This window comes from Paraburkholderia sp. J7 (assembly GCF_905220155.1).
GTDB lineage: Bacteria > Pseudomonadota > Gammaproteobacteria > Burkholderiales > Burkholderiaceae > Paraburkholderia.
Genome location: NZ_CAJMYZ010000015.1, coordinates 1 through 18,269 on the forward strand (window position 1 = coordinate 1; position 18,269 = coordinate 18,269).

The following is an 18,269-nucleotide window of genomic DNA, read 5'->3' on the forward strand; positions in this document are numbered from 1 at the left end:
GGGTCATTTGGGATATCGTCAAGCGACTTTCTAAAAATTATTTTTAGGGGTCGCTACGTCGACTATTTAGCGTCGCATCGCCTTGGCAACCGCCATGCTTAAGCGCTGACGCTCTCGACCACGCTTTCGGGAAGCGGCTGGGGCAACCCGACACAAAACCCCTGCGCATAGTCGATGCCAATCCCGCTGAGGCGCCCGATGATCGCCTCGCTTTCCACAAACTCGGCGATGGTCGCCTTGCCCGCGGCGTGAGCCACCTGATGAATGGACTGGACGATGGTCCGATCGAGGTCGCTGCTGGCAATGCCGCGCACGAAGCTGCCGTCGATCTTCAGGTAGTCCACAGGCAAGCGCTTCAAGTAAGTGAACGAGGACATGCCAGAGCCGAAATCGTCGAGCGCGAATCGGCAACCCAGCGCACGCAGGCTCTCCATGAGAGCAATCGCTTTCGATAGATTGGTGATCACGGCGGTTTCCGTGATCTCGAAGCACACGCTTTCGAAGCGGATCCCGCAGCGTTGCTGCTGCTGCACGATATACGCGAGCAAGTCGTCGTCGCCGAGCGACGCGCCGGAAAGATTGATCGACCAGACGTTTGCCGCAAGATGGCCCGCCGCGATGGCTTCGAAAGCACGGCCGATCACCCATCGGTCGACCAGGGGCATCAAGTTGAAGCGCTCGGCCGCCCCGATGAAGTACGCGGGGGGAATCACGCCGCCCGATTCGTCGACCATGCGTAGCAGCAGCTCGACGTGCACTTCCTCGCCGGCAGGCCCCTCTTTGAGCGATTTGATCTGTTGCGCGTACAGGCGGAACCGGTCGTGCTCGAGCGCCGCTTTTACGCGGGCCACCCACTCCATCTGCGTGTGGGTGGTCGACTGGAGCTGATCTTCGAGGCAATACCGATGCACGCGGTTGCGGCCTTTTTCCTTGGCCATATAACAGGCGACATCGGCCGCCTTCATGACGTCCCACGTCGAAGTCTGCGTGGCGTCTACGTCCACGACGCCAATGCTCACGCCAGTCGTCAGCAAGCGCTGGTCCCATGGCAGGCGAATGACCGTCACGGCCTCCCGCAGATCCTCCGCGACCCGCAGGGCGTCGTCGATGCCGCACTCTGGCAGCACGACGCCGAATTCATCGCCGCCCAGGCGCGCGAGGATATGCGCAGTTCGCAGTTGTTGCTGCAACGCGCCGCCCACGCTGCGAATCAATTCATCGCCGGCCGCGTGGCCGCACGTATCGTTGACGACCTTGAACTGATCGAGGTCGAGGAACATCACCGCGTGCGGGCGTGCCCCGGCATTCTCGAGCAAGCCCGATAGCCGGCGCTCGAATTCGCGGCGGTTCAGCAGACCGGTCAAATGATCGTGCGTGGCTTGATATTCGAGTTCGGCAGCGTGCTTGCGCTCCGTGCTGGCGTCTCGAAGCACCATGACCGTTCCGAGCATTTCCTCTTCGTCGTCGCGGATCGTCGCCACGGAGCACGCCACGGGCAAGAGCGAGCCGTCCGGGCGCGTCACCGAAAGTCTGCGCTGCGCGTCGTCAGCCGCTGCCGCGCGGTTGTGCAGACATTGAGCGGTGACGATATTGCCGGAGCGCTCGTCATAGAGATCACAAACGTCGAACAGCGGCTTCCGGTAGATGTCGCGCGAGGGACGTCCGAGCATGCGCTCGGCGGCGGCGTTGCAATAGGTCACGCTCGCCTCGTTGTCCAAGCGGATCACACCGTCATCGATCGAAGCGAGCGTCGCTTCGGTAAGGCTCTTTTCCTTTGCGGCTGCCGCCTCCGCGCGCTTGAGCCCGGAGATATCGAAGAGGCAACCGACGATACGCGTCGCGCGCCCGCTCTCATCGCGTATGGCCTTGCCGCGCCCCCGGCACCACAGGTATTGACCATCGGACATTCGCAGTCTGTACTCGACGTCGTAGAGGCTGTCATGCTTCAGGTGATTGACGATGGTCTCGCGCAAGCGAAGCAGATCCGCCGGATGCACGAGCGCGTTGAACGCGCGCGTGTCCATGGGGAGGTCGCCGTCGCCATAGCCGAGTTGCTGGTACAGATAGCGGGAATAATAGGCACGATCGCTGACAAGATCCCAGTCCCATAGTCCGGCATTGATGCCTTCGAACCCGAGGCTCAGACGCTCTTCGCTCAAACGCAAATGGGCGGCAAGGCGCTGGAAGACGCGTAGCAGCAGCACCGTGGTGCACACGAGCACGATCACGAGCCACGCGATTGCAACGCGGGAGTGCTGGGCAAGCACAGCCGCCGCCACGGCACTCACCCACGCAGGGACGAGCACCGCAACGATTCGACCGCGGCGGTTGCCTTCGGTAAGCCAGTTCACTGCGCGTGTGATCAGTCTCATGGCTGATTTAGTATTCTTTTTGGTTCAGCTTCCATGCGTCGCGTGCGCGCGGCACTACGAGACAGAGTCACAGTGAAGCGTGACGGTGTGAATCTGGAAAACGCGCAAACGGAGGAAGGCCCACGGACGGGTGGTTCAGTTTATCCGGTTTCCCTATTCAGAATGAATGGGGATTACCCGCGGAAATCAATTGCGTTGGCGGGAATTTGCGTTTGCATGCTTGCGCACGCGAATGATAGATACGGAAAGACTTGGCGAATTTAATTCTGAATCGGCTCGCAAACGTTCGCGAGCCGTGCGCTCTCACGTATTCAAGCATGGAGGCAGTTAACGCAGCCTCCATGCGCCCTCCTGATTACCGGCTCTGCAGGCGGATATCGCGCGAAGACGCGCCCACATACACCGCGCTGCCGGACACGTAGGCCCAGTCGTTACGCGTCGTGTCCCAAACGCTCTGTGCGCGCTCGGTAATCGTCACGCGCACCGGCTGCGACTGGCCCGGCTTCAGGAACACCTTCTGGAAACCCACCAGACGATGCGGCGGCTCGCCGGCATAGCTCACGCCCAGATACACCTGCGCCGTTTCCGCACCGGCCACGCGGCCATCGTTGCGCACCGTGAACGACGCCGTGAGCGTATGTCCCGGGCCCTGCTTCACCGTCAAGCCCGAATAGCTGAAGTGCGTATACGACAGGCCATAACCGAACTCATAAAGCGGCGTGATGTTGTTCGCGTCATACCAGCGATAGCCCATGTCCAGCTTTTCGGCGTACACGGGATCGGTCGCGAAGGCGCCGTTCGTTCCCCACGTTGGCGTGTCCTGATCGCGCACCGGGAACGTGACCGGCAGCTTGCCCGAAGGGTTCACCTGACCGAACAGCACGTTCGCGATTGCCTTGCCGCCGCCCTCGCCCGGATACCATGCCTCGACGATCGCCGCGACCTGGTCCTTCCACGGCATCAGCACCGGATTGCCGCTCTCGATGATCACGATCGTGCGCGGGTTGGCCTTCGCAACGGCCTCGACCAGCTGATCCTGGTTCGACGGATTCGCGAGACTCAGGCTTTGCAGGTCGCCGAAGTCCTCACCCGCAGGCTGCGCCACGACGACGATCGCCACATCGGACTGGCTTGCGAGCGTGGCGGCCTGGGTGATTTCCTGCTGCGTATAGGCGCGGAACGGCTGCGTCTGGTCGGTGTTGCCCGCAAAGCTCACCTGCGCCGAAGGCGCGAGTTGCTGGATCGCCTGCGTGATCGGCGTATTGAGCTTGAGCCACGGGTTGGTCCACCATCCGCAGCCCGTGGACGAAGCGAACGTGAGCCCGCCGCAGCCCGAGAAGTTGCCCGTCACCGGATCGCGCGTGTTGCCCGAGCCGCCACCGCTCAGCACGGCCGTATCGGCATGCGCGCCGATCACCGCGATCTTGTGCAGGCTCGGCGCCGAAAGCGGCAGCTGGCTGTTTTCGTTCTTCAGGAGAACGATGGATTCCTCTTCCGCGGCCTGGGTGAACGCGTTGTACTTCGCGAAGTCGATCGTAGCGCCGCCCTGAGCCGGATGGTCCAGCACGCCGGTGCTGATCATCACGTAGAGCTTGCGTCGCACCATGTCGTCCAGGCGGTCCTGCGAGACTGCCTTGGAGGCGATCGCCTGCTTGACCAGATCGGGTGTGAGGTAGACCGTCGGGCCCACATCCTCTTCCTCGTCGAGGCCCGCGTTGATCGCCGGGGCCGTACTATGCGTCGCGCCCCAGTCCGACTGCACCTGGCCCTGGAAACCCCAATCCTTCTTCAGCACGTCGGTCAGCACATGCGTGTTCTCGCATGCGTAAGTGCCGTTCAGGCGGTTATAGCTGCACATCACGCTGCCAGGCCGCCCTTCCTTCGCGGCGATCTCGAACGGCAGCAGATAGAGTTCGCGCAGCGTGCGCTCGTCGATCTGGCTGTTGCCGCCCTGCCGGCCCGTTTCCTGTTCGTTGCCAACGTAGTGCTTGATCGTGGCGATCACCTGCTGGCCCTGTGTGCCGATGGTGCGCGCCGCGAGCATTTCGCCCGCCAGCACGGGGTCTTCGCCGAGATACTCGAAGAGGCGGCCGCCGCGCGGTTCGCGCGCAAGGTTCGTGCCGCCGCCCAGACCCATGCCGAATCCTTGCTCGCGCAACTGGTCAGCGATGCGTGCGCCAAAGTCGCGCGCGAGATACGGGTCCCAGCTTGCCGCGAGCGCGATCGTCGCCGGAAAGGTCGTGCTCTTCTGGCTCGTGCTGCCCGAGCCCGTTGCGGAATCAACCATGTTCAGGTCGGGAATGCCCAGACGCGGCACGCCCTGGATATAGCCCGCGCCGCCGCCGGGCACGGCGCTCATTTGATACTCGGAATGGATGAACTGGAGCTTCTCGTCCTGCGTCATGCGCTTGAGCAGCAAGTCCGCGCGTACGTGCGCGCCGAGGTTCTGAGGGACGGCCATCAACGGCATTGGCAATGGATAAGGTACGTCGTTGCTGCTGTCGCCGGCATGGGCGGTAGCGGCCATCGCAACCAGTACGGCGGCGGTGGGCCAACGGGTGATCCTCATATGTCTCTCCGGGATTTCCAATACGTTATGGAGTACTGATCAGAGCGGTGAACAGGTCTGGCAGAGCGGCCGTCGGCGTCAGGCGCCGACGAACTTCCTGCGGGGGAAACTGGCGCGGCCACTGCGTGCAAACGTTTGCCTGCGTGCTTGCGCGTGGACCCCGCCGGTTGATGTAGCAAAACTCCAAATAATCATACAAAAACTATTGAGTCGCCTTACGGGCTTTTATCTCAGTATTTTCCCGGCTGGCGCTAACTAACACGCATGAAAGGTATGAAATTGACAGCAAAACGTAATATTCGAGTAATGCGATTGTTGCGAACACAACGGTAAGCCGGCATTCGATGTGAATGGCATGACGTTCGCAAATACCGAGCAACGCCCCGTGACCCCAGCGTGCAATGCGCGACGCGGGCCGAAAAAAGCTAATCTGTTACGAGGCCTGCGCAAGCGGCGGCGCTTGCGCTGCTGCGCGCGAAATCGACATCCCCGTAAGGAGTGACCACGATGCAAAGGCAACGCAAGGCTCCCCGAATCGCTTCGACCCTGCTCGTCGCGGCGTGTGCATTCACCCTGGCAAGCGGCGCACTCGCGCAAACGGGCATGCCGCAAACGGAGCAGCAAGGCGACATCTCATTCGTGTCCGGCGGGGTTGGCCGCGACGAGTCCACGGCGCTGCGGCATGCGCGCAGCCAGTGGCCGCTCTCACTGCTCTTTACCGGCCCCGGTTCGAGCTATGTCGCCGACGTGGAAGTGAAGATCACGGGTGCCGGCGGCGCGACCGTGCTCGACACGCGTTCGCACGGTCCGTACATGCTCGTGCGGCTGCCGAGCGGACGCTATACGGTCACCGCTACCTACAACGACGTCACGAGAACGCAGCGCGTGAACGTCGCCGGCAACGGCAGCGCGCGTGCGACGTTCTCGTTTCCGCACAAGCACTGAGCCGTATCGCATCTCCAGCCTGCCGTAATGACTCGCGAGGCAGCCGCGCTCCCGTTGACGCGAGAGAGTCGGCCGCGGCAACTCGTGCTCACGATCTGACCGCAACGCATGCCGCTGCAAGGTATTCGCAATCAATGCGCCGCGGCCCAGTAGACGGTGAAGTCGATGAATGCACGCGTCTTTGCGGGCGTGTATTGGCGCGAGGGATAGTAGACGTAAAGCGGAAAGCGTTCGTCAGGCCAGTCGGGGAAGAGATTCACCAGCCTGCCATCGGCAATCAGCGGTTCTGCGCCGAGAAGAAGCATTTGCGCAATGCCGGAACCGGCCAGACATGCGTTGAGCAATGCGCCCGGATCGTTTACGGTCAGCCGCCCATGCGTCGCCACCACGACATGCTTGCGCTTGCGATGAAACTCCCAGGGATAGGGCTTGCCTGTCTCGGGGTCGCGGAATTCGAGGCACCGGTGAGCGGTGCCTTCAAGATCTTCGGGACGCAGCGGCCTCCCCCGGCGCGAGAGGTAGGACGGAGCCGCCACCGTCACCACGGCGGTATCGAGCAGCTTGCGTGCGACTAGCGTGGACGATCTCGGCTTGCCGAAGCGCATCGCGACATCGAAGCCTTCCGCAACGAGGTCGCCAAGGCTATCTCTCGCGATAAGTTCGATCTCGAGTTCGGGGTGGGCGTCCATGAACCGGTCGAGTTGCGTGCCGAGAATCGCGCGGTAGCACACCGGGTCCAGGTTGACCCGAAGCCTGCCCCGCACCGCCGACGCGTTGCCCGATGCCGCAATCGCCGCCTCCTCGAGCCCCGCGAGATGCGGGACGACCTGCTCGTAAAAACGGCGGCCGCCTTCGGTGAGCGAGATCGATCGCGTCGTGCGATTGAAGAGCCGGATATCGAGGCGCTTTTCCAGCCGCGCAATTGCGCGGCTCACGCCGGGCGGCGACATGCCGAGCACGTCTGCCGCGGCGGCAAACGTCCCCGCGTCAACGACGGCGGCAAACACACTGATCGCGCCGGAAATGTTCTCGAGTGTCGTTCTCAATGTCGTCGTTCAATCGCAGCCAGTTCGGCCGCCCGTGGCGATGAGGGATCGGCAATCCGATTCATGCGCCCGAGTCACTGATCTCGTGCCCTGCGCGGCATTTAGCTTCGGTCGCCATGCGTCCAGAATGCGTCTCACCGAAACGGCATCAGGCAGCGCATGTCCGCCATCGTGTTCGGGTTTTTCGACAATCTCGTCGACGCATTCGGAGGGTTTCAAGTGTACGCAATTACAGGCATTACCGGAAAAGTGGGCGGCGCTCTCGCACGTACGCTGCTTGCCTCGGGGCAACCGGTTCGGGCAGTCGTGCGCGACGCCGCGCGCGCCGCGTCGTGGCAGGCACAAGGATGCGAATTGGCCACGGCAAGCATGGAAGACGCCGCAGCGCTTACCGCTGCGTTCAGCGGCGCGCAGGGCGTATTCATTCTGCTGCCGCCGCAGTTCGATCCGTCGCCTGGCTTTCCCGAATCCCGCGCGGTCATCGACGCCGTGTGCGCCGCGATCCGCCACGCGCAGCCCGAAAAAATCGTATGTTTATCGACGATCGGCGCGCAGGCGCACGAGAGCAATCTGCTTTCGCAACTTTCGTTGATGGAGCAGGCGCTCGCAGCGTTGCCGCTGCCCGTGACTTTCCTGCGGCCTGGCTGGTTCATGGAGAATGCCGCGTGGGATGTGGCGTCCGCGCGCGACGACGGCGTAATCGAGAGCTACCTGCAGCCGCTCGACCACGCCGTGCCGATGGTCGCGACCGCAGACGTTGGCCGCGTCGCTGCCGAATTGCTCCAGCAGACGTGGAGCGGCACACGCGTGGTCGAACTGGAAGGGCCGCGCCGCGTGAGCGCGAGCGACATGGCTTGCGCATTTGCCCGCGTGCTTGGCAGCCCGGTGCGCGCGGTGGCGGTGAACCGGCGGGACTGGGAGTCGCGCTTTATCTCGCAGGGCATGAAACATCCCCAGCCACGCATGCGCATGCTCGACGGATTCAACGAGGGCTGGATCTGCTTCGAGAAACCCGCCCACGAAATCGTCCGCGGGCAAGTCGAACTGGACACCGTGCTCGACGCGCTGGTAAAGGGTGCCTGACGGGTGCGTGACGAAAGGCATTGGCGCGATTGACGCCAAAGTTGGCGCGTTCGGCTGTGGTCCGCCGAACGCGCCGCAACTAGACTATCGTCGCAATCCCCCTACCTTCTCCAAGGAAGCGCGAATCATGCTCGATGTGCTGGCAACGAAATCCACGGGCAGCACGCCCGCGCTGGACAATACCGTGTGGCACGCGCTAACCGGCCGCCAGCGCCATCTTGCCGTCGGGAACGATGGCGCACTGCGGTATGCGCCCGCCATTGCGCCCTTTGCGGCGTTGATGGACACCACGCCCGAATCGTTCGACGCGTTGCGAGGACTCATCGAAGAACACGCCCCCGTTGCCCTGACCACGCTGGATGCCGTGCACCCGCCCGCCGGCTTCGCGCTGATCAGGCATGCCACGCTGCTGCAAATGGTCTGGCAAGGCGAACCCCATGCGCCCACGCAGGAGCATGTCCGGCTAACGGAGCGTGATGTGCCGGAGATGCTCGCGCTGGCCGCCGCAACGCAGCCCGGCCCGTTCGGTCCGCGCACCATCGAATTTGGCGGCTACGTTGGCGTGCGCAAAGCGGGCAAGCTCGTCGCCATGGCAGGCGAGCGCATGAAGGTCGAAGGGCACACCGAAATCAGTGCTGTGTGCGTGGACGCGGCGTTCAGGGGACAAGGGCTCGCGACGGGCCTGATGAAGCTGCTGGTGGCGTCGATCTGCGCGCGCGGCGAAACCCCCTTTCTGCACGTGCTCACGTCGAATCACGGCGCGATTGCGATCTATCGCGCGCTGGGCTTTGTCGAGCGCCGCGAGATGCATCTCACGGTGCTTGGCCTCGCGCCGTAAAAAGACCCGTCGCTCACAACAAGTCGGCGCGCAGTTCCCGCACCCCTCTTCCCAACCGCTGCCGCAACAGGCTGCGCAGCGTCGCGCCGTCGCCGTAACCGACTTCGGCGGCAATCCTCTCCAGGTCGAGCTTGCCGCTGCGCAGCAGCGACTGCGCGTGCTCGACCCGCAAGTCCTGAAAGTACGCGAGCGGCGACTTGCCGAGCACGTCCTGGCAGCGCCGCTGCAAGGACCGCGAGCTGGTCGCCAGCGCCTTCGCGGCATCCTGCAGCGAAAATCCCGCCCTGAGATTGTTCCTCGCCCATTGTTCGAAGCGCTGAATGAGCGGATCGGCTTGCGCCAGATGATTCGGGATGATGTACGGCGCCTGCGAAGAGCGGATGTCGGCCAGCAGATAGCGCGAAACGAGCGATGCCAGTTCCGGGCTCGCAGACCGGATCAGCCAGAGCGCAAGATCGAGATGCCCCATGGCCGCGCCGGCGGTCACGCCGATATCCGAAGGCACGAGCATGCGCGATTCATTGAGTTGCACATGCGGATAGCGCTGCCGGAAGAACGGCGCGAGCGCCCAGTTGGTCGTGGCTTCGCGGTGATCGAGCAGCCCTGCCTCCGCGAGGATGAAGGTCCCGACGCACGAAGCGCCGACGCGCACGCCTCCCGCTTGCCATTCGAGCAAACGCGCGATGGCCTGTCCAACGTCCGGGCGCTCGAACGACTGCATCAGTTCTTGTGGCGACAACGTCACCAACGCCGGCACGATCACCCAGTCCGGCTTCATATCCGGCGAGACCGCCTGCACCGGCACGACCAGGCCGTGAGCCGAGCGCACGCGCTTTCTCACCCCCACGAGCGTGACGTCGAAACGCGGCACGCCGCCCATGGTCGCCGCCGAAAGCTTGTTTGCGGCCGAGAACGCGTCGAGCGTGACAGAGAGCCCGGTATCGAACACGCCATCGAGAGCCAGGACAGAAATGCGCATGGCGTAAATGCCTCTAAAGTTGTCGTTTGTGACAGTACAGCCGACGAGACCCCAACGATACACTCAATCGCGTTGCAAGTCGCAACAAACATTGAACACGGAGGTTGTCATGAAGGTTCTCGCCATTGGATCGATCGTCAAGGAACTCACCCCGGCGCAGCGCGACGAGATCATGCCGCACGAAGTGCCGGCCACGCTCAAGCTCTACCTGGACGGCAAAATCGAGCAGTACTGGTTCCGCCAGGACAAGCCCGGCGTGGTGTTTCTCATGAGCTCGGGCTCGGTGGATGAAGTGAAGGCCACGCTGGACACGCTGCCGCTCGTCGAGGCCGATATCCTCGCATTCGATCTGCTGGCAGTGGGCCCGCTCGCGCCGCTCGGCCTGCTCCTTCAAGGAAAGTAAGCGCAGCAAAGGAGGCGCCGTCCACGCATGCGTCATGGGTTGCCGGCGGCCTCCTGGCAGCCTTCTTCTCCTCGCCAGAGATTTCACCTACAACGTACTGATCCGCCGCTTGTTTTCGATGCGTTGGCGGCTGTCGGGAAACCTGGGAAACCTGGCAAAGGGAAGAAGGATGAAAACTAACAGTCAATGCCGAATCGTCCGCGCGCTGGTCTTCGCGGCCATCGCGAGCTGCGCGGGTTATGCGTACGCGCAAACGGCCGCGAGCGCGCCCGCCGAGACTTCCGCTCAAGAAGGCGCCCCCGCGCCATCGGGCCGCTCGGACAGTGCGCTGGTGCGTGACGTGCGCCGCGCCTTCACGCGCACGACAGGACTGAATTTCGCCAACATCCACGTCACGGCGCACCACGGCGTCGTTTCGTTGACGGGGTCGGTCCCGCACGAGGTGCAGATCGCGCGGGCCGGCGACGCGGCTGGGTCGGTGAGCGGCGTCACGTCGGTGTCCAACCACTTGACCGTACGTACGGCACGCAGCAGCGGACCTTGATTGCTGAACCTAAAAGCGGACTGAGAAGCGGACTCGTCGGCGAATTCGATCGGCCGTACAGCAGGATCGTCCTATTCCCGTGGCGCGCATCCTGTCAAAGTCGAAGTTGACCTATCGAACTTCGATCAAGGAGCCCTCCGTGTCCGGCCAGCCCGCGTCCTCGACTCTCGTTTGCGAGACTTTCACCGAATCCGATATCGAGGGCGCCCACGCGCTTTCCCTGCAATTCCGTTGGCCGCATCGCAGCGACGACTGGCGTTTCGCCGCCGCGGCCGGGCACGGTTTCGTGGTTCGCGAAGGCAAGACCGTGGTCGGCACGGCGCTGTGCTGGCCATGGGGCGAGCACGGCGCGACGCTCGGTCTCGTGATCGTCTCGGCAGACCAGCAGGGCCGCGGCATCGGCCGCATGCTCATGGAGCGTCTGCTCGAAGCGCTCGGCCCGCGCATGACCGTGCTGCACGCCACGCAGGCAGGCCAGCCGCTCTACGAAAAGCTCGGCTTCGAGAAGATCGGCCTGCTGCATCAGCATCAGGGTGACAGCTTCGCGGCGCCCTTCGTCGAGCCGCCGCCGGGCGAGCGCGTGCGTCCGCTCGAACCGGGCGATACGCCGCGCTTGATCGAACTCGCATCGCGCGCGAGCGGGCTCGACCGCGGTGCGCTCGTGCCGCCGCTGCTCGACGTGTCCGAGGGCGTGGCGCTCGTGCGTGGCGACACGGTGGTCGGCTTCGCGCTGTTGCGCCCATTCGGACGCGGCCATGCGATCGGTCCGGTGGCCGTCGCCGCCGACGATGGATTGCACCTGCAGCGAGCCAAAGCGTTGATCGCCAACCGTCTCGCCGCCAACGCAGGCGCCTTCACGCGACTCGATACGCCCGATGAACAGGACCTCGGCCCGTGGCTCGAATCGATCGGGCTCGCGCGTGTCGACACGGTCGTGAAGATGGCGCGCAACGGCGCGCCCGTACGCGACCCGTCCGTGCTGCAATTCGCCATCGTCAATCAAGCGCTCGGCTGACTACGAGGACCGCCCCATGACGCTCCTCTACAAAGCCGACCCCGAGCGCGGCAAGCAATGGGCGCAACTCTTCGCGCACAAGGCTCCCGACATCCCGTTCCGCCTGTGGCCCGATACCGGCGACCCCGCCGACGTGCGTTATCTCGCGGCGTGGCAGCCGCCCGAGAATCCCGCGCGCACGCTGCCCAATCTCGAAGTGATTTTCTCCGTGGGCGCGGGCATCGACCAGTTCGATCTCTCAGGCGTGCCCGACCATGTCGCCGTGGTGCGCATGATCGAGCCGGGCATCGTCGAAGGGATGGTCGAGTATGTGACGCAGGCGGTCCTGACCATCCACCGCGATCTGTTCGACTACGCCTTGCAACAGCAGCAGCGCGTATGGCGCGCCCTGCCGGTGCGCGCCGCGGCGTCTCGGCGCGTTGGCGTGCTGGGGCTCGGCATGCTGGGCAGTGCGGTGCTCGAACGCCTGCGCCTCTTCAGCTTTGACTGCGCAGGCTGGAGCCGCTCGCCGCGCACCTTGCCAGGCGTTGCGTGCTATGCGGGCGCTGAAGCGCTCGATGCCTTCCTCGCGCGCACCGATATCCTCATCTGCCTGCTGCCGCTTACCGATGCAACTCGCGGGCTGCTCGACACCACGCTCTTCGCCAGGCTGCCGCAGGGCGCGTCGTTCATCAACGTCGGGCGCGGGCCGCAGCTCGACCAGCGGGCGCTGCTCGACGCGCTCGACAGCGGCCATCTGCACAATGCGATTCTCGATGTCGTGGACCCCGAACCGCTGCCGCCGGAGCATCCGTTCTGGACGCATCCGCGCGTGCGCCTCACGCCGCATATCGCCAGCGCCACGCGCCCCGAAACAGCCGTCGATGTCGTGCTCGAGAACATCCGCCGCCACCGCGACGGCTTGCCGATGCTCGGCCTCATCGACCGCACGCGCGGTTACTGAAGCGACTGGCGCTAAAAGGGCTCAGCAGAATATGCTGCGGCCCCCGATCAAAACGCCACAAACGCGCTATTTCGCGAATTATTTGGCGAAGCGTGTAACGGCATCGGCCCGGTAGCATGGAACGGTGAATCAACGGCCAATCAACGCCTGATCAATGGCCCACGCGCCGCACTCCTCTGACTTTTCAGCCGGGAACCGAACCATGCCGAATCGCTCGCAGACTCTCTCGCTCATAGAAGCCGACCGCAAACATCTGATCCATCCCGTCGTGAACTACCGCGCACACGAAGCGCGCGGCGTGACCGTGCTCGACTCCGCCCAGGGCGTGTTCCTGCGCGACGCCGACGGCAACGAACTGCTCGACGCGTTCTCCGGCCTCTGGTGCGTCAACACGGGCTACGGCCATCAAAGCATCGTCGAAGCCGCTGCACGCCAGATGGCGCGCCTGCCCTACGCGACCGGCTACTTCCACTTCGGCTCGGAGCCCGCCATCGAACTGGCCGCGCAACTCGTCGAATGCGCGCCCGCTTCGCTGCAGCATGTGTACTTCACGCTGGGCGGCTCCGATGCCGTGGATTCTGCGCTGCGCTTCATCACGCACTACTACAACGCAACGGGCCGCCCCGCGAAGAAGCACATCATCGCGCAGGAGCGCGGCTATCACGGCTCGTCGGCGGTCGGTGCGGGGCTCACTGCATTGCCCGCGTTTCATCGCAACTTCGACTTGCCGCTCGCCACGCAGCATCACATCCCCTCGCCTTATGCGTATCGCAGCGAGCATGTGGACGACGCCGCGCTCATCGCCGCTTCGGTCGCCGCGCTCGAAGCGAAGGTCGCCGCACTCGGCGCCGAAAACGTCGCCGCGTTTTTCTGCGAACCGATCCAGGGTTCGGGCGGCGTGATCGTGCCGCCCGTCGGCTGGCTGAAAGCCATGCGCGAAGCGTGCCGCAAGCTCGATATTCTGTTCGTCGCTGATGAAGTGATTACCGGTTTCGGCCGCACGGGCCCGCTCTTCGCGTGCCAGGCCGAAGACGTCGAGCCGGATCTGATGACCGTGGCCAAGGGCCTCACGGCAGGCTACGCACCGATGGGCGCCGTGCTGATGTCGGACACCATTTATCAAGGCATTGCCGATGGCGACAGCGCCGCTGTGGTCGGCCACGGTCACACCTATTCGGCGCACCCGGTGAGCGCGGCCATCGGCCTCGAAGTCATGCGTCTATATCACGAAGGCGGTCTGCTCGCGAATGGCGCCGCGCGTGCGCCGCGCTTTGCTGCCGGGCTCGACGCGCTGCTCGACCACCCGCTCGTGGGCGACTCGCGTCACCGCGGTTTGCTCGGCGCGCTCGAACTCGTGGCCGACAAAGAGAGCAAGCAGCGCTTCGACGCATCGCTTGGCCTGCCCGATCGCATCGCCGCCGCAGCGTACGGTAACGGCCTCGTATTCCGCGCGTTCGGCGACGGCATACTCGGCTTCGCGCCCGCGCTTTCGTACACCGAAAGCGAGTTCGACCTGCTGTTCGAGCGCCTCGAAAAAACACTCGACGACGTGCTCGCGCAGCCCGAGGTGCGCGCGGCATTGAAGGCCACAAGCGGGGTAAAGAATGGGGTCAGCGCCCGTGTCGCCGCGTGATAACATCACTCGATACTTCGACATGCGGGGCCGCCCCCATCACGATGAGCAACGACTGCAAGCTGGACCGAATCGATCTGCGCATCCTCTCGCAACTGCAGAAGCGGGGGCGCATCACGAATGTCGAACTGGCCGACGCAGTCGGGCTGTCGCCCAGCCCCTGCCTGATCCGCGTGAAACGTCTGGAGAAGGCGGGGTTCATCGTCGGCTACGGTGCGCAGATCCAGCTGGAAAAGCTCGGCGACGTGCAGATGGTGTTCACCGAGGTCACGCTCGCCGACCATCGCCGCGAGGACTTCATCAAGTTCGAGAAGGCCATACGCGAAGTGGACGAGGTGGTCGAATGCCATCTTGCGAGCGGCGGCTACGACTATCTGCTGAAGTTTGTCGCGCGCAGCGTGAGCCACTATCAAAGCATTGTCGAAGGGCTGCTGGAGCGCGACATTGGCATCGAGAAGTACTTCAGCTACGTGATCATCAAGACGGCGTTCGTCAAGACGCACTATCCGCTCGAAACGCTGTTTTCGCAGAACCTGCATTCCTGAGCATGGGCAACGGACGTGAGGCACGCGCCTCGCGCTCTCTCGCCTCGCATCCATTTTCTCGCGCACGCTTCGCGCTGAAACTTCACGGTTTCGGCGCGCTGGTCGTGCGCGCTCATTGCCTCGCATCGAACCATCGACTTCCGCATGGGCGGAAAGGAATCGGTAAATGACTACGCATTACTCCTTGAGCGAGTTGATTCGCTGCGACAACTTCATCGACGGGCAATGGGTGCCCGCCGCCTCCGGTTCGCGCTTCGCCGTGACCGATCCCGCGACCAGCAACACGATCGCCGAGATCGCCGACAGCGATGCGAACGACGCCCGCGCCGCCACCGACGCCGCCGCCCGCGCCTTCCCCGCGTGGCGCGACACGCTCCCCGCGCAACGCGCCGCGGTGCTGCGCCGCTGGCATGCGCTGATCGTCGAGCACGCCGACGAGTTGGGTCAACTGATCTCGCTCGAACAAGGCAAGCCGCTGCACGAAGGGCGCGGCGAAGCCATGTATGGCGCGTCCTACGTTGCATGGTTCGCCGATGAGGCCACGCGCATTTACGGCGACATCATCCCGCAGCAGCAGCGCGGCAAGCGCATGAGCGCGGTGAAAGAACCGGTGGGCGTGGTCGCGGCGATCACGCCCTGGAACTTCCCGCTCGCGATGATCGCCCGCAAGATCGCCCCGGCTCTGGCGGCGGGCTGCACGGTGGTCGGCAAACCCGCCGAAGACACACCGCTCACCGCGCTCGCGCTCGTGATGCTCGCGCACGAGGCGCGTGTGCCGCCTGGCGTGCTGAACCTCATCTGCGCTTCGCGCGAGCGCGGCGTGAGCGCTGTGGCCGACTGGCTCGCCGACAGCCGCGTGCGCAAGATCACCTTCACCGGCTCGACGCCCGTGGGCAAGCATCTCGCGAAAGAATCGGCGGGCACGTTGAAGAAGCTCTCGCTCGAACTGGGCGGCAACGCACCGTTCATTGTGTTCGACGACGCCGATCTCGATGCCGCGGTCGAAGGCCTCATGGCCGCGAAATTCCGCAACGGCGGACAAACCTGCGTGTGCCCGAATCGCGTGTACGTGCAATCGGGCGTGTTCGAGCGCTTCGCCGACAAGCTCGCCACGCGCGTGGCCGCCTTGAAAGTCGCGCCCGCGACCGACCCCGCCGCGCAGATCGGCCCGATGATCAACGCGCGCGCGGTCGAGAAGATCGCCCGCCACGTGGACGACGCCGTGAGCCGCGGCGCACGCGTGCTCACCGGCGGCAAGCGCCTCGCCGAACTGGGCCCGAACTGGTACGCGCCCACTGTGCTCGCAAACGCGACGCCCGACATGCAGCTAAGCTGCGAAGAAACCTTCGGCCCGGTTGTGCCGCTGTTCCGCTTCGAGACTGAAGCCGAGGCCATCCACGCCGCCAATGACACGCCCTATGGCCTCGCCTCGTACTTCTACAGCCAGGACGTGCGCCGCATCGACCGCGTCGCGCGGCAGCTCGAAGCGGGTATCGTCGGCATCAACGAGGGCGCGCTCGCCAGCGAAGCTGCGCCCTTTGGCGGCGTGAAGGAATCGGGCTATGGCCGCGAGGGCTCGAAGTACGGGCTCGACGATTATCTCTCGATCAAATACCTCTGCCAGGGAGGGCTTGCATGAGCACCTATCCGATCGAAGTTGCGTTTCCCGACCTCGCCGCGCACGAGCGCAGCGAAACCGGCATCCCCTATGTGCATACGTTCGATTCGGGCGTGCCCGGCCCGCACGTGATGATCAACGCGCTCACGCACGGCAACGAAGTGTGCGGCGCGATCGTCGTCGATGCGCTGCTGCGCGCTCGCCTGCGGCCACGGCGCGGCAAGCTCACGCTCGCGTTCGCGAACGTGGAGGCCTACGGCCGCTTCGACCCTGCGCGCCCCGACGCCGCGCGTTTCGTCGATCAGGACTTCAACCGTGTGTGGACCGCGCAGGCGCTCGACGACCTCACGCGCGATTCGAGCGAACTGCGCCGCGCCCGCGCGATGCGGCCCGTGATCGACGACGTCGATCTGCTGCTCGATCTGCATTCGATGCACGAGAAGTCCAGGCCGCTCATCGTCGCGGGGCCGCTCGCGAAGGGCGTCGAACTCTCGGCGCGGCTTGGCGCGCCGGCCACCGTCATCTGCGACGAAGGTCACCCTGAAGGCCGCCGCATGCGCGACTACGAAGGCTTCGGCGACGCCGCGAGCATGAAGAACGCGCTGTTGATCGAGTGCGGACAGCATTGGGAAGCGAGCGCCGTGACCGTTGCGCGCGATGTCACCGCGCGCTTTTTGCTGCTCTCGGGTGTGGTGGACGAAGCGGATCTGCCCGCGGGCTGGCTACAGCCGCTGCCACCGGAAATGCGTGTCGTGCGCGTGACGCAGCCCGTGGTGGCGAAGAGCATGGACTTTCGTTTCGCGGGCGAGTACACGGGCCTCGAAGTGTTCCCCAAGGCGGGCGCCGTGATTGGCTGGTCCGACGGCGAGCCGGTCGTCACGCCCTACGACGACTGCATTCTGGTGATGCCTTCGCTGCGCCAGTTACGCCCGGGCGTGACCGTGGTCCGGCTTGGCAAGATCGAGCAGCGCATCGATCAGAAGCACTGAAGTGCTTTCTCTTTTTACTTAGGCAAACGAACGAATGATGAAAGTTCAGCAGATCACGCAAAGCATTAACGTGCAGGCACTGGAGGACTGGGGCACCGCGGGCGCACCCGGCTCGCAGACGATACGCGTCTCGGGCGTGCAAAAAGTGATTCCGGGCACAGAGTCCATCGATACAGGGCTCTTCGAATGCACCAGCGGCACCTACCGGCGCTCGGTGAAAGAAGCGGAGGTCATGCACATTCTGAGCGGAAGCGGACGCTTCACGCCCGACGGCGAGGCAACCGTGCATTTTCGCGGCGGCGATACGCTCTTCTTCGCGGCGAACACGGAAGGCACGTGGGAAGTCGACGAAACGATGCGCAAGGTCTACGTCATTTTGTGACGCGAGACGCGGGCGAGCGCTCAAGCCGCTTCGAGCGCTCTCGCCTGCTGTAGAAAGGCGCTGGGCGTCACGCCGCAAAAGCGCTTGAAATGCCGAGCCAGATGACTCTGGTCGAAGAAGCCGACTTCGGTCGCCACCACGGCGCCCGGCACGCCCGCGAGCAGCAAGTGCTGCGCGCGGCGCACGCGCACTTCGCACAGGTACTTGTATGGCGAAAGGCCGACCTGCTCGCGAAACACGGTAGCGAAGCGCGACACGCTGAGCGCGGACACCTCGGCCAGTTCTGCGAGACTCACTGACTTGTCGAAATTCGCTTCGATATAAGCCAGCGCGTCGCGAAGCGGAGTCACGGTCGCGTTATGCAT

Annotated in this window: 17 protein-coding genes; 12 read left to right on the forward strand and 5 right to left on the reverse strand. The window is 64.2% G+C overall.

Features of this window, described 5'->3' with window-relative positions; genetic code table 11:
- Nucleotides 1-98 precede the first annotated feature (98 nt).
- Together U5A58_RS23540 and U5A58_RS23545 are read right to left on the reverse strand one after the other, a co-directional pair.
- A complete protein-coding gene (locus tag U5A58_RS23540) occupies nt 99-2,372 on the reverse strand; it encodes an EAL domain-containing protein (RefSeq protein WP_321963238.1) in 2,274 nt (757 codons plus the stop codon).
- A 355-nt stretch (nt 2,373-2,727) separates the two neighbouring features.
- Nucleotides 2,728-4,941 (reverse strand): glycoside hydrolase family 3 C-terminal domain-containing protein, encoded by a 2,214-nt coding sequence (locus U5A58_RS23545; protein ID WP_321963239.1) that lies wholly within the window; start codon nt 4,939-4,941, stop codon nt 2,728-2,730.
- Nucleotides 4,942-5,448: 507 nt separating this feature from the next.
- Between U5A58_RS23545 and U5A58_RS23550 the strand changes: the two genes are divergently transcribed.
- The gene (locus U5A58_RS23550) at nt 5,449-5,886 is read left to right on the forward strand and encodes a carboxypeptidase regulatory-like domain-containing protein (RefSeq protein ID WP_321963240.1); all 438 of its coding nucleotides are present in this window, start codon (nt 5,449-5,451) and stop codon (nt 5,884-5,886) included.
- 131 nt (nt 5,887-6,017) lie between these two features.
- Here U5A58_RS23550 and U5A58_RS23555 read toward each other — a convergent pair whose 3' ends face one another.
- Nucleotides 6,018-6,932 (reverse strand): LysR family transcriptional regulator, encoded by a 915-nt coding sequence (locus tag U5A58_RS23555; RefSeq protein ID WP_321963241.1) that lies wholly within the window; start codon nt 6,930-6,932, stop codon nt 6,018-6,020.
- A 219-nt stretch (nt 6,933-7,151) separates the two neighbouring features.
- Between U5A58_RS23555 and U5A58_RS23560 the strand changes: the two genes are divergently transcribed.
- Complete coding sequence (locus U5A58_RS23560; protein ID WP_321963242.1) at nt 7,152-8,015, forward strand: NmrA family NAD(P)-binding protein; 864 nt, start codon at nt 7,152-7,154, stop codon at nt 8,013-8,015.
- A gap of 127 nt (nt 8,016-8,142) precedes the next feature.
- Nucleotides 8,143-8,853: a GNAT family N-acetyltransferase gene (locus tag U5A58_RS23565; RefSeq protein WP_321963243.1), complete on the forward strand. Its 711-nt coding sequence runs from the start codon at nt 8,143-8,145 to the stop codon at nt 8,851-8,853.
- Between the two features lie 13 nt (nt 8,854-8,866).
- Here U5A58_RS23565 and U5A58_RS23570 read toward each other — a convergent pair whose 3' ends face one another.
- Nucleotides 8,867-9,832 carry a GlxA family transcriptional regulator gene (locus U5A58_RS23570; RefSeq protein ID WP_321963244.1) on the reverse strand — a complete coding sequence of 322 codons (966 nt, stop codon included), beginning with the start codon at nt 9,830-9,832 and terminating at the stop codon, nt 8,867-8,869.
- A gap of 109 nt (nt 9,833-9,941) precedes the next feature.
- Between U5A58_RS23570 and U5A58_RS23575 the strand changes: the two genes are divergently transcribed.
- The 9 genes from U5A58_RS23575 to U5A58_RS23615 all read left to right on the forward strand — a co-directional run bounded on the left by U5A58_RS23575 (nt 9,942) and on the right by U5A58_RS23615 (nt 17,904).
- A complete protein-coding gene (locus tag U5A58_RS23575; protein WP_321963245.1) occupies nt 9,942-10,235 on the forward strand; it encodes a hypothetical protein in 294 nt (97 codons plus the stop codon).
- 169 nt (nt 10,236-10,404) lie between these two features.
- The gene (locus U5A58_RS23580) at nt 10,405-10,779 is read left to right on the forward strand and encodes a BON domain-containing protein (protein WP_321963246.1); all 375 of its coding nucleotides are present in this window, start codon (nt 10,405-10,407) and stop codon (nt 10,777-10,779) included.
- Nucleotides 10,780-10,918: 139 nt separating this feature from the next.
- Nucleotides 10,919-11,794, forward strand: coding sequence for a GNAT family N-acetyltransferase (locus tag U5A58_RS23585; RefSeq protein ID WP_321963247.1), 876 nt, complete (start codon nt 10,919-10,921; stop codon nt 11,792-11,794).
- Nucleotides 11,795-11,810: 16 nt separating this feature from the next.
- The gene (locus U5A58_RS23590) at nt 11,811-12,737 is read left to right on the forward strand and encodes a glyoxylate/hydroxypyruvate reductase A (protein WP_321963248.1); all 927 of its coding nucleotides are present in this window, start codon (nt 11,811-11,813) and stop codon (nt 12,735-12,737) included.
- A gap of 202 nt (nt 12,738-12,939) precedes the next feature.
- A complete protein-coding gene (locus tag U5A58_RS23595) occupies nt 12,940-14,370 on the forward strand; it encodes an aspartate aminotransferase family protein (RefSeq protein ID WP_321963249.1) in 1,431 nt (476 codons plus the stop codon).
- Nucleotides 14,371-14,414: 44 nt separating this feature from the next.
- Complete coding sequence (locus U5A58_RS23600; RefSeq protein WP_042269347.1) at nt 14,415-14,915, forward strand: Lrp/AsnC family transcriptional regulator; 501 nt, start codon at nt 14,415-14,417, stop codon at nt 14,913-14,915.
- Nucleotides 14,916-15,081: 166 nt separating this feature from the next.
- Nucleotides 15,082-16,554 carry an NAD-dependent succinate-semialdehyde dehydrogenase gene (locus U5A58_RS23605; RefSeq protein ID WP_321963250.1) on the forward strand — a complete coding sequence of 491 codons (1,473 nt, stop codon included), beginning with the start codon at nt 15,082-15,084 and terminating at the stop codon, nt 16,552-16,554.
- Nucleotides 16,551-17,522, forward strand: coding sequence for a succinylglutamate desuccinylase/aspartoacylase domain-containing protein (locus tag U5A58_RS23610; RefSeq protein ID WP_321963251.1), 972 nt, complete (start codon nt 16,551-16,553; stop codon nt 17,520-17,522). Before U5A58_RS23605 ends, U5A58_RS23610 begins: the two co-directional genes overlap by 4 nt.
- Nucleotides 17,523-17,559: 37 nt before the next feature.
- Complete coding sequence (locus tag U5A58_RS23615; protein ID WP_321913414.1) at nt 17,560-17,904, forward strand: cupin domain-containing protein; 345 nt, start codon at nt 17,560-17,562, stop codon at nt 17,902-17,904.
- A gap of 20 nt (nt 17,905-17,924) precedes the next feature.
- Here the strand turns inward: U5A58_RS23615 and U5A58_RS23620 are convergent, their stop codons facing one another.
- Nucleotides 17,925-18,269: an AraC family transcriptional regulator gene (locus U5A58_RS23620; protein WP_321949485.1), complete on the reverse strand. Its 345-nt coding sequence runs from the start codon at nt 18,267-18,269 to the stop codon at nt 17,925-17,927.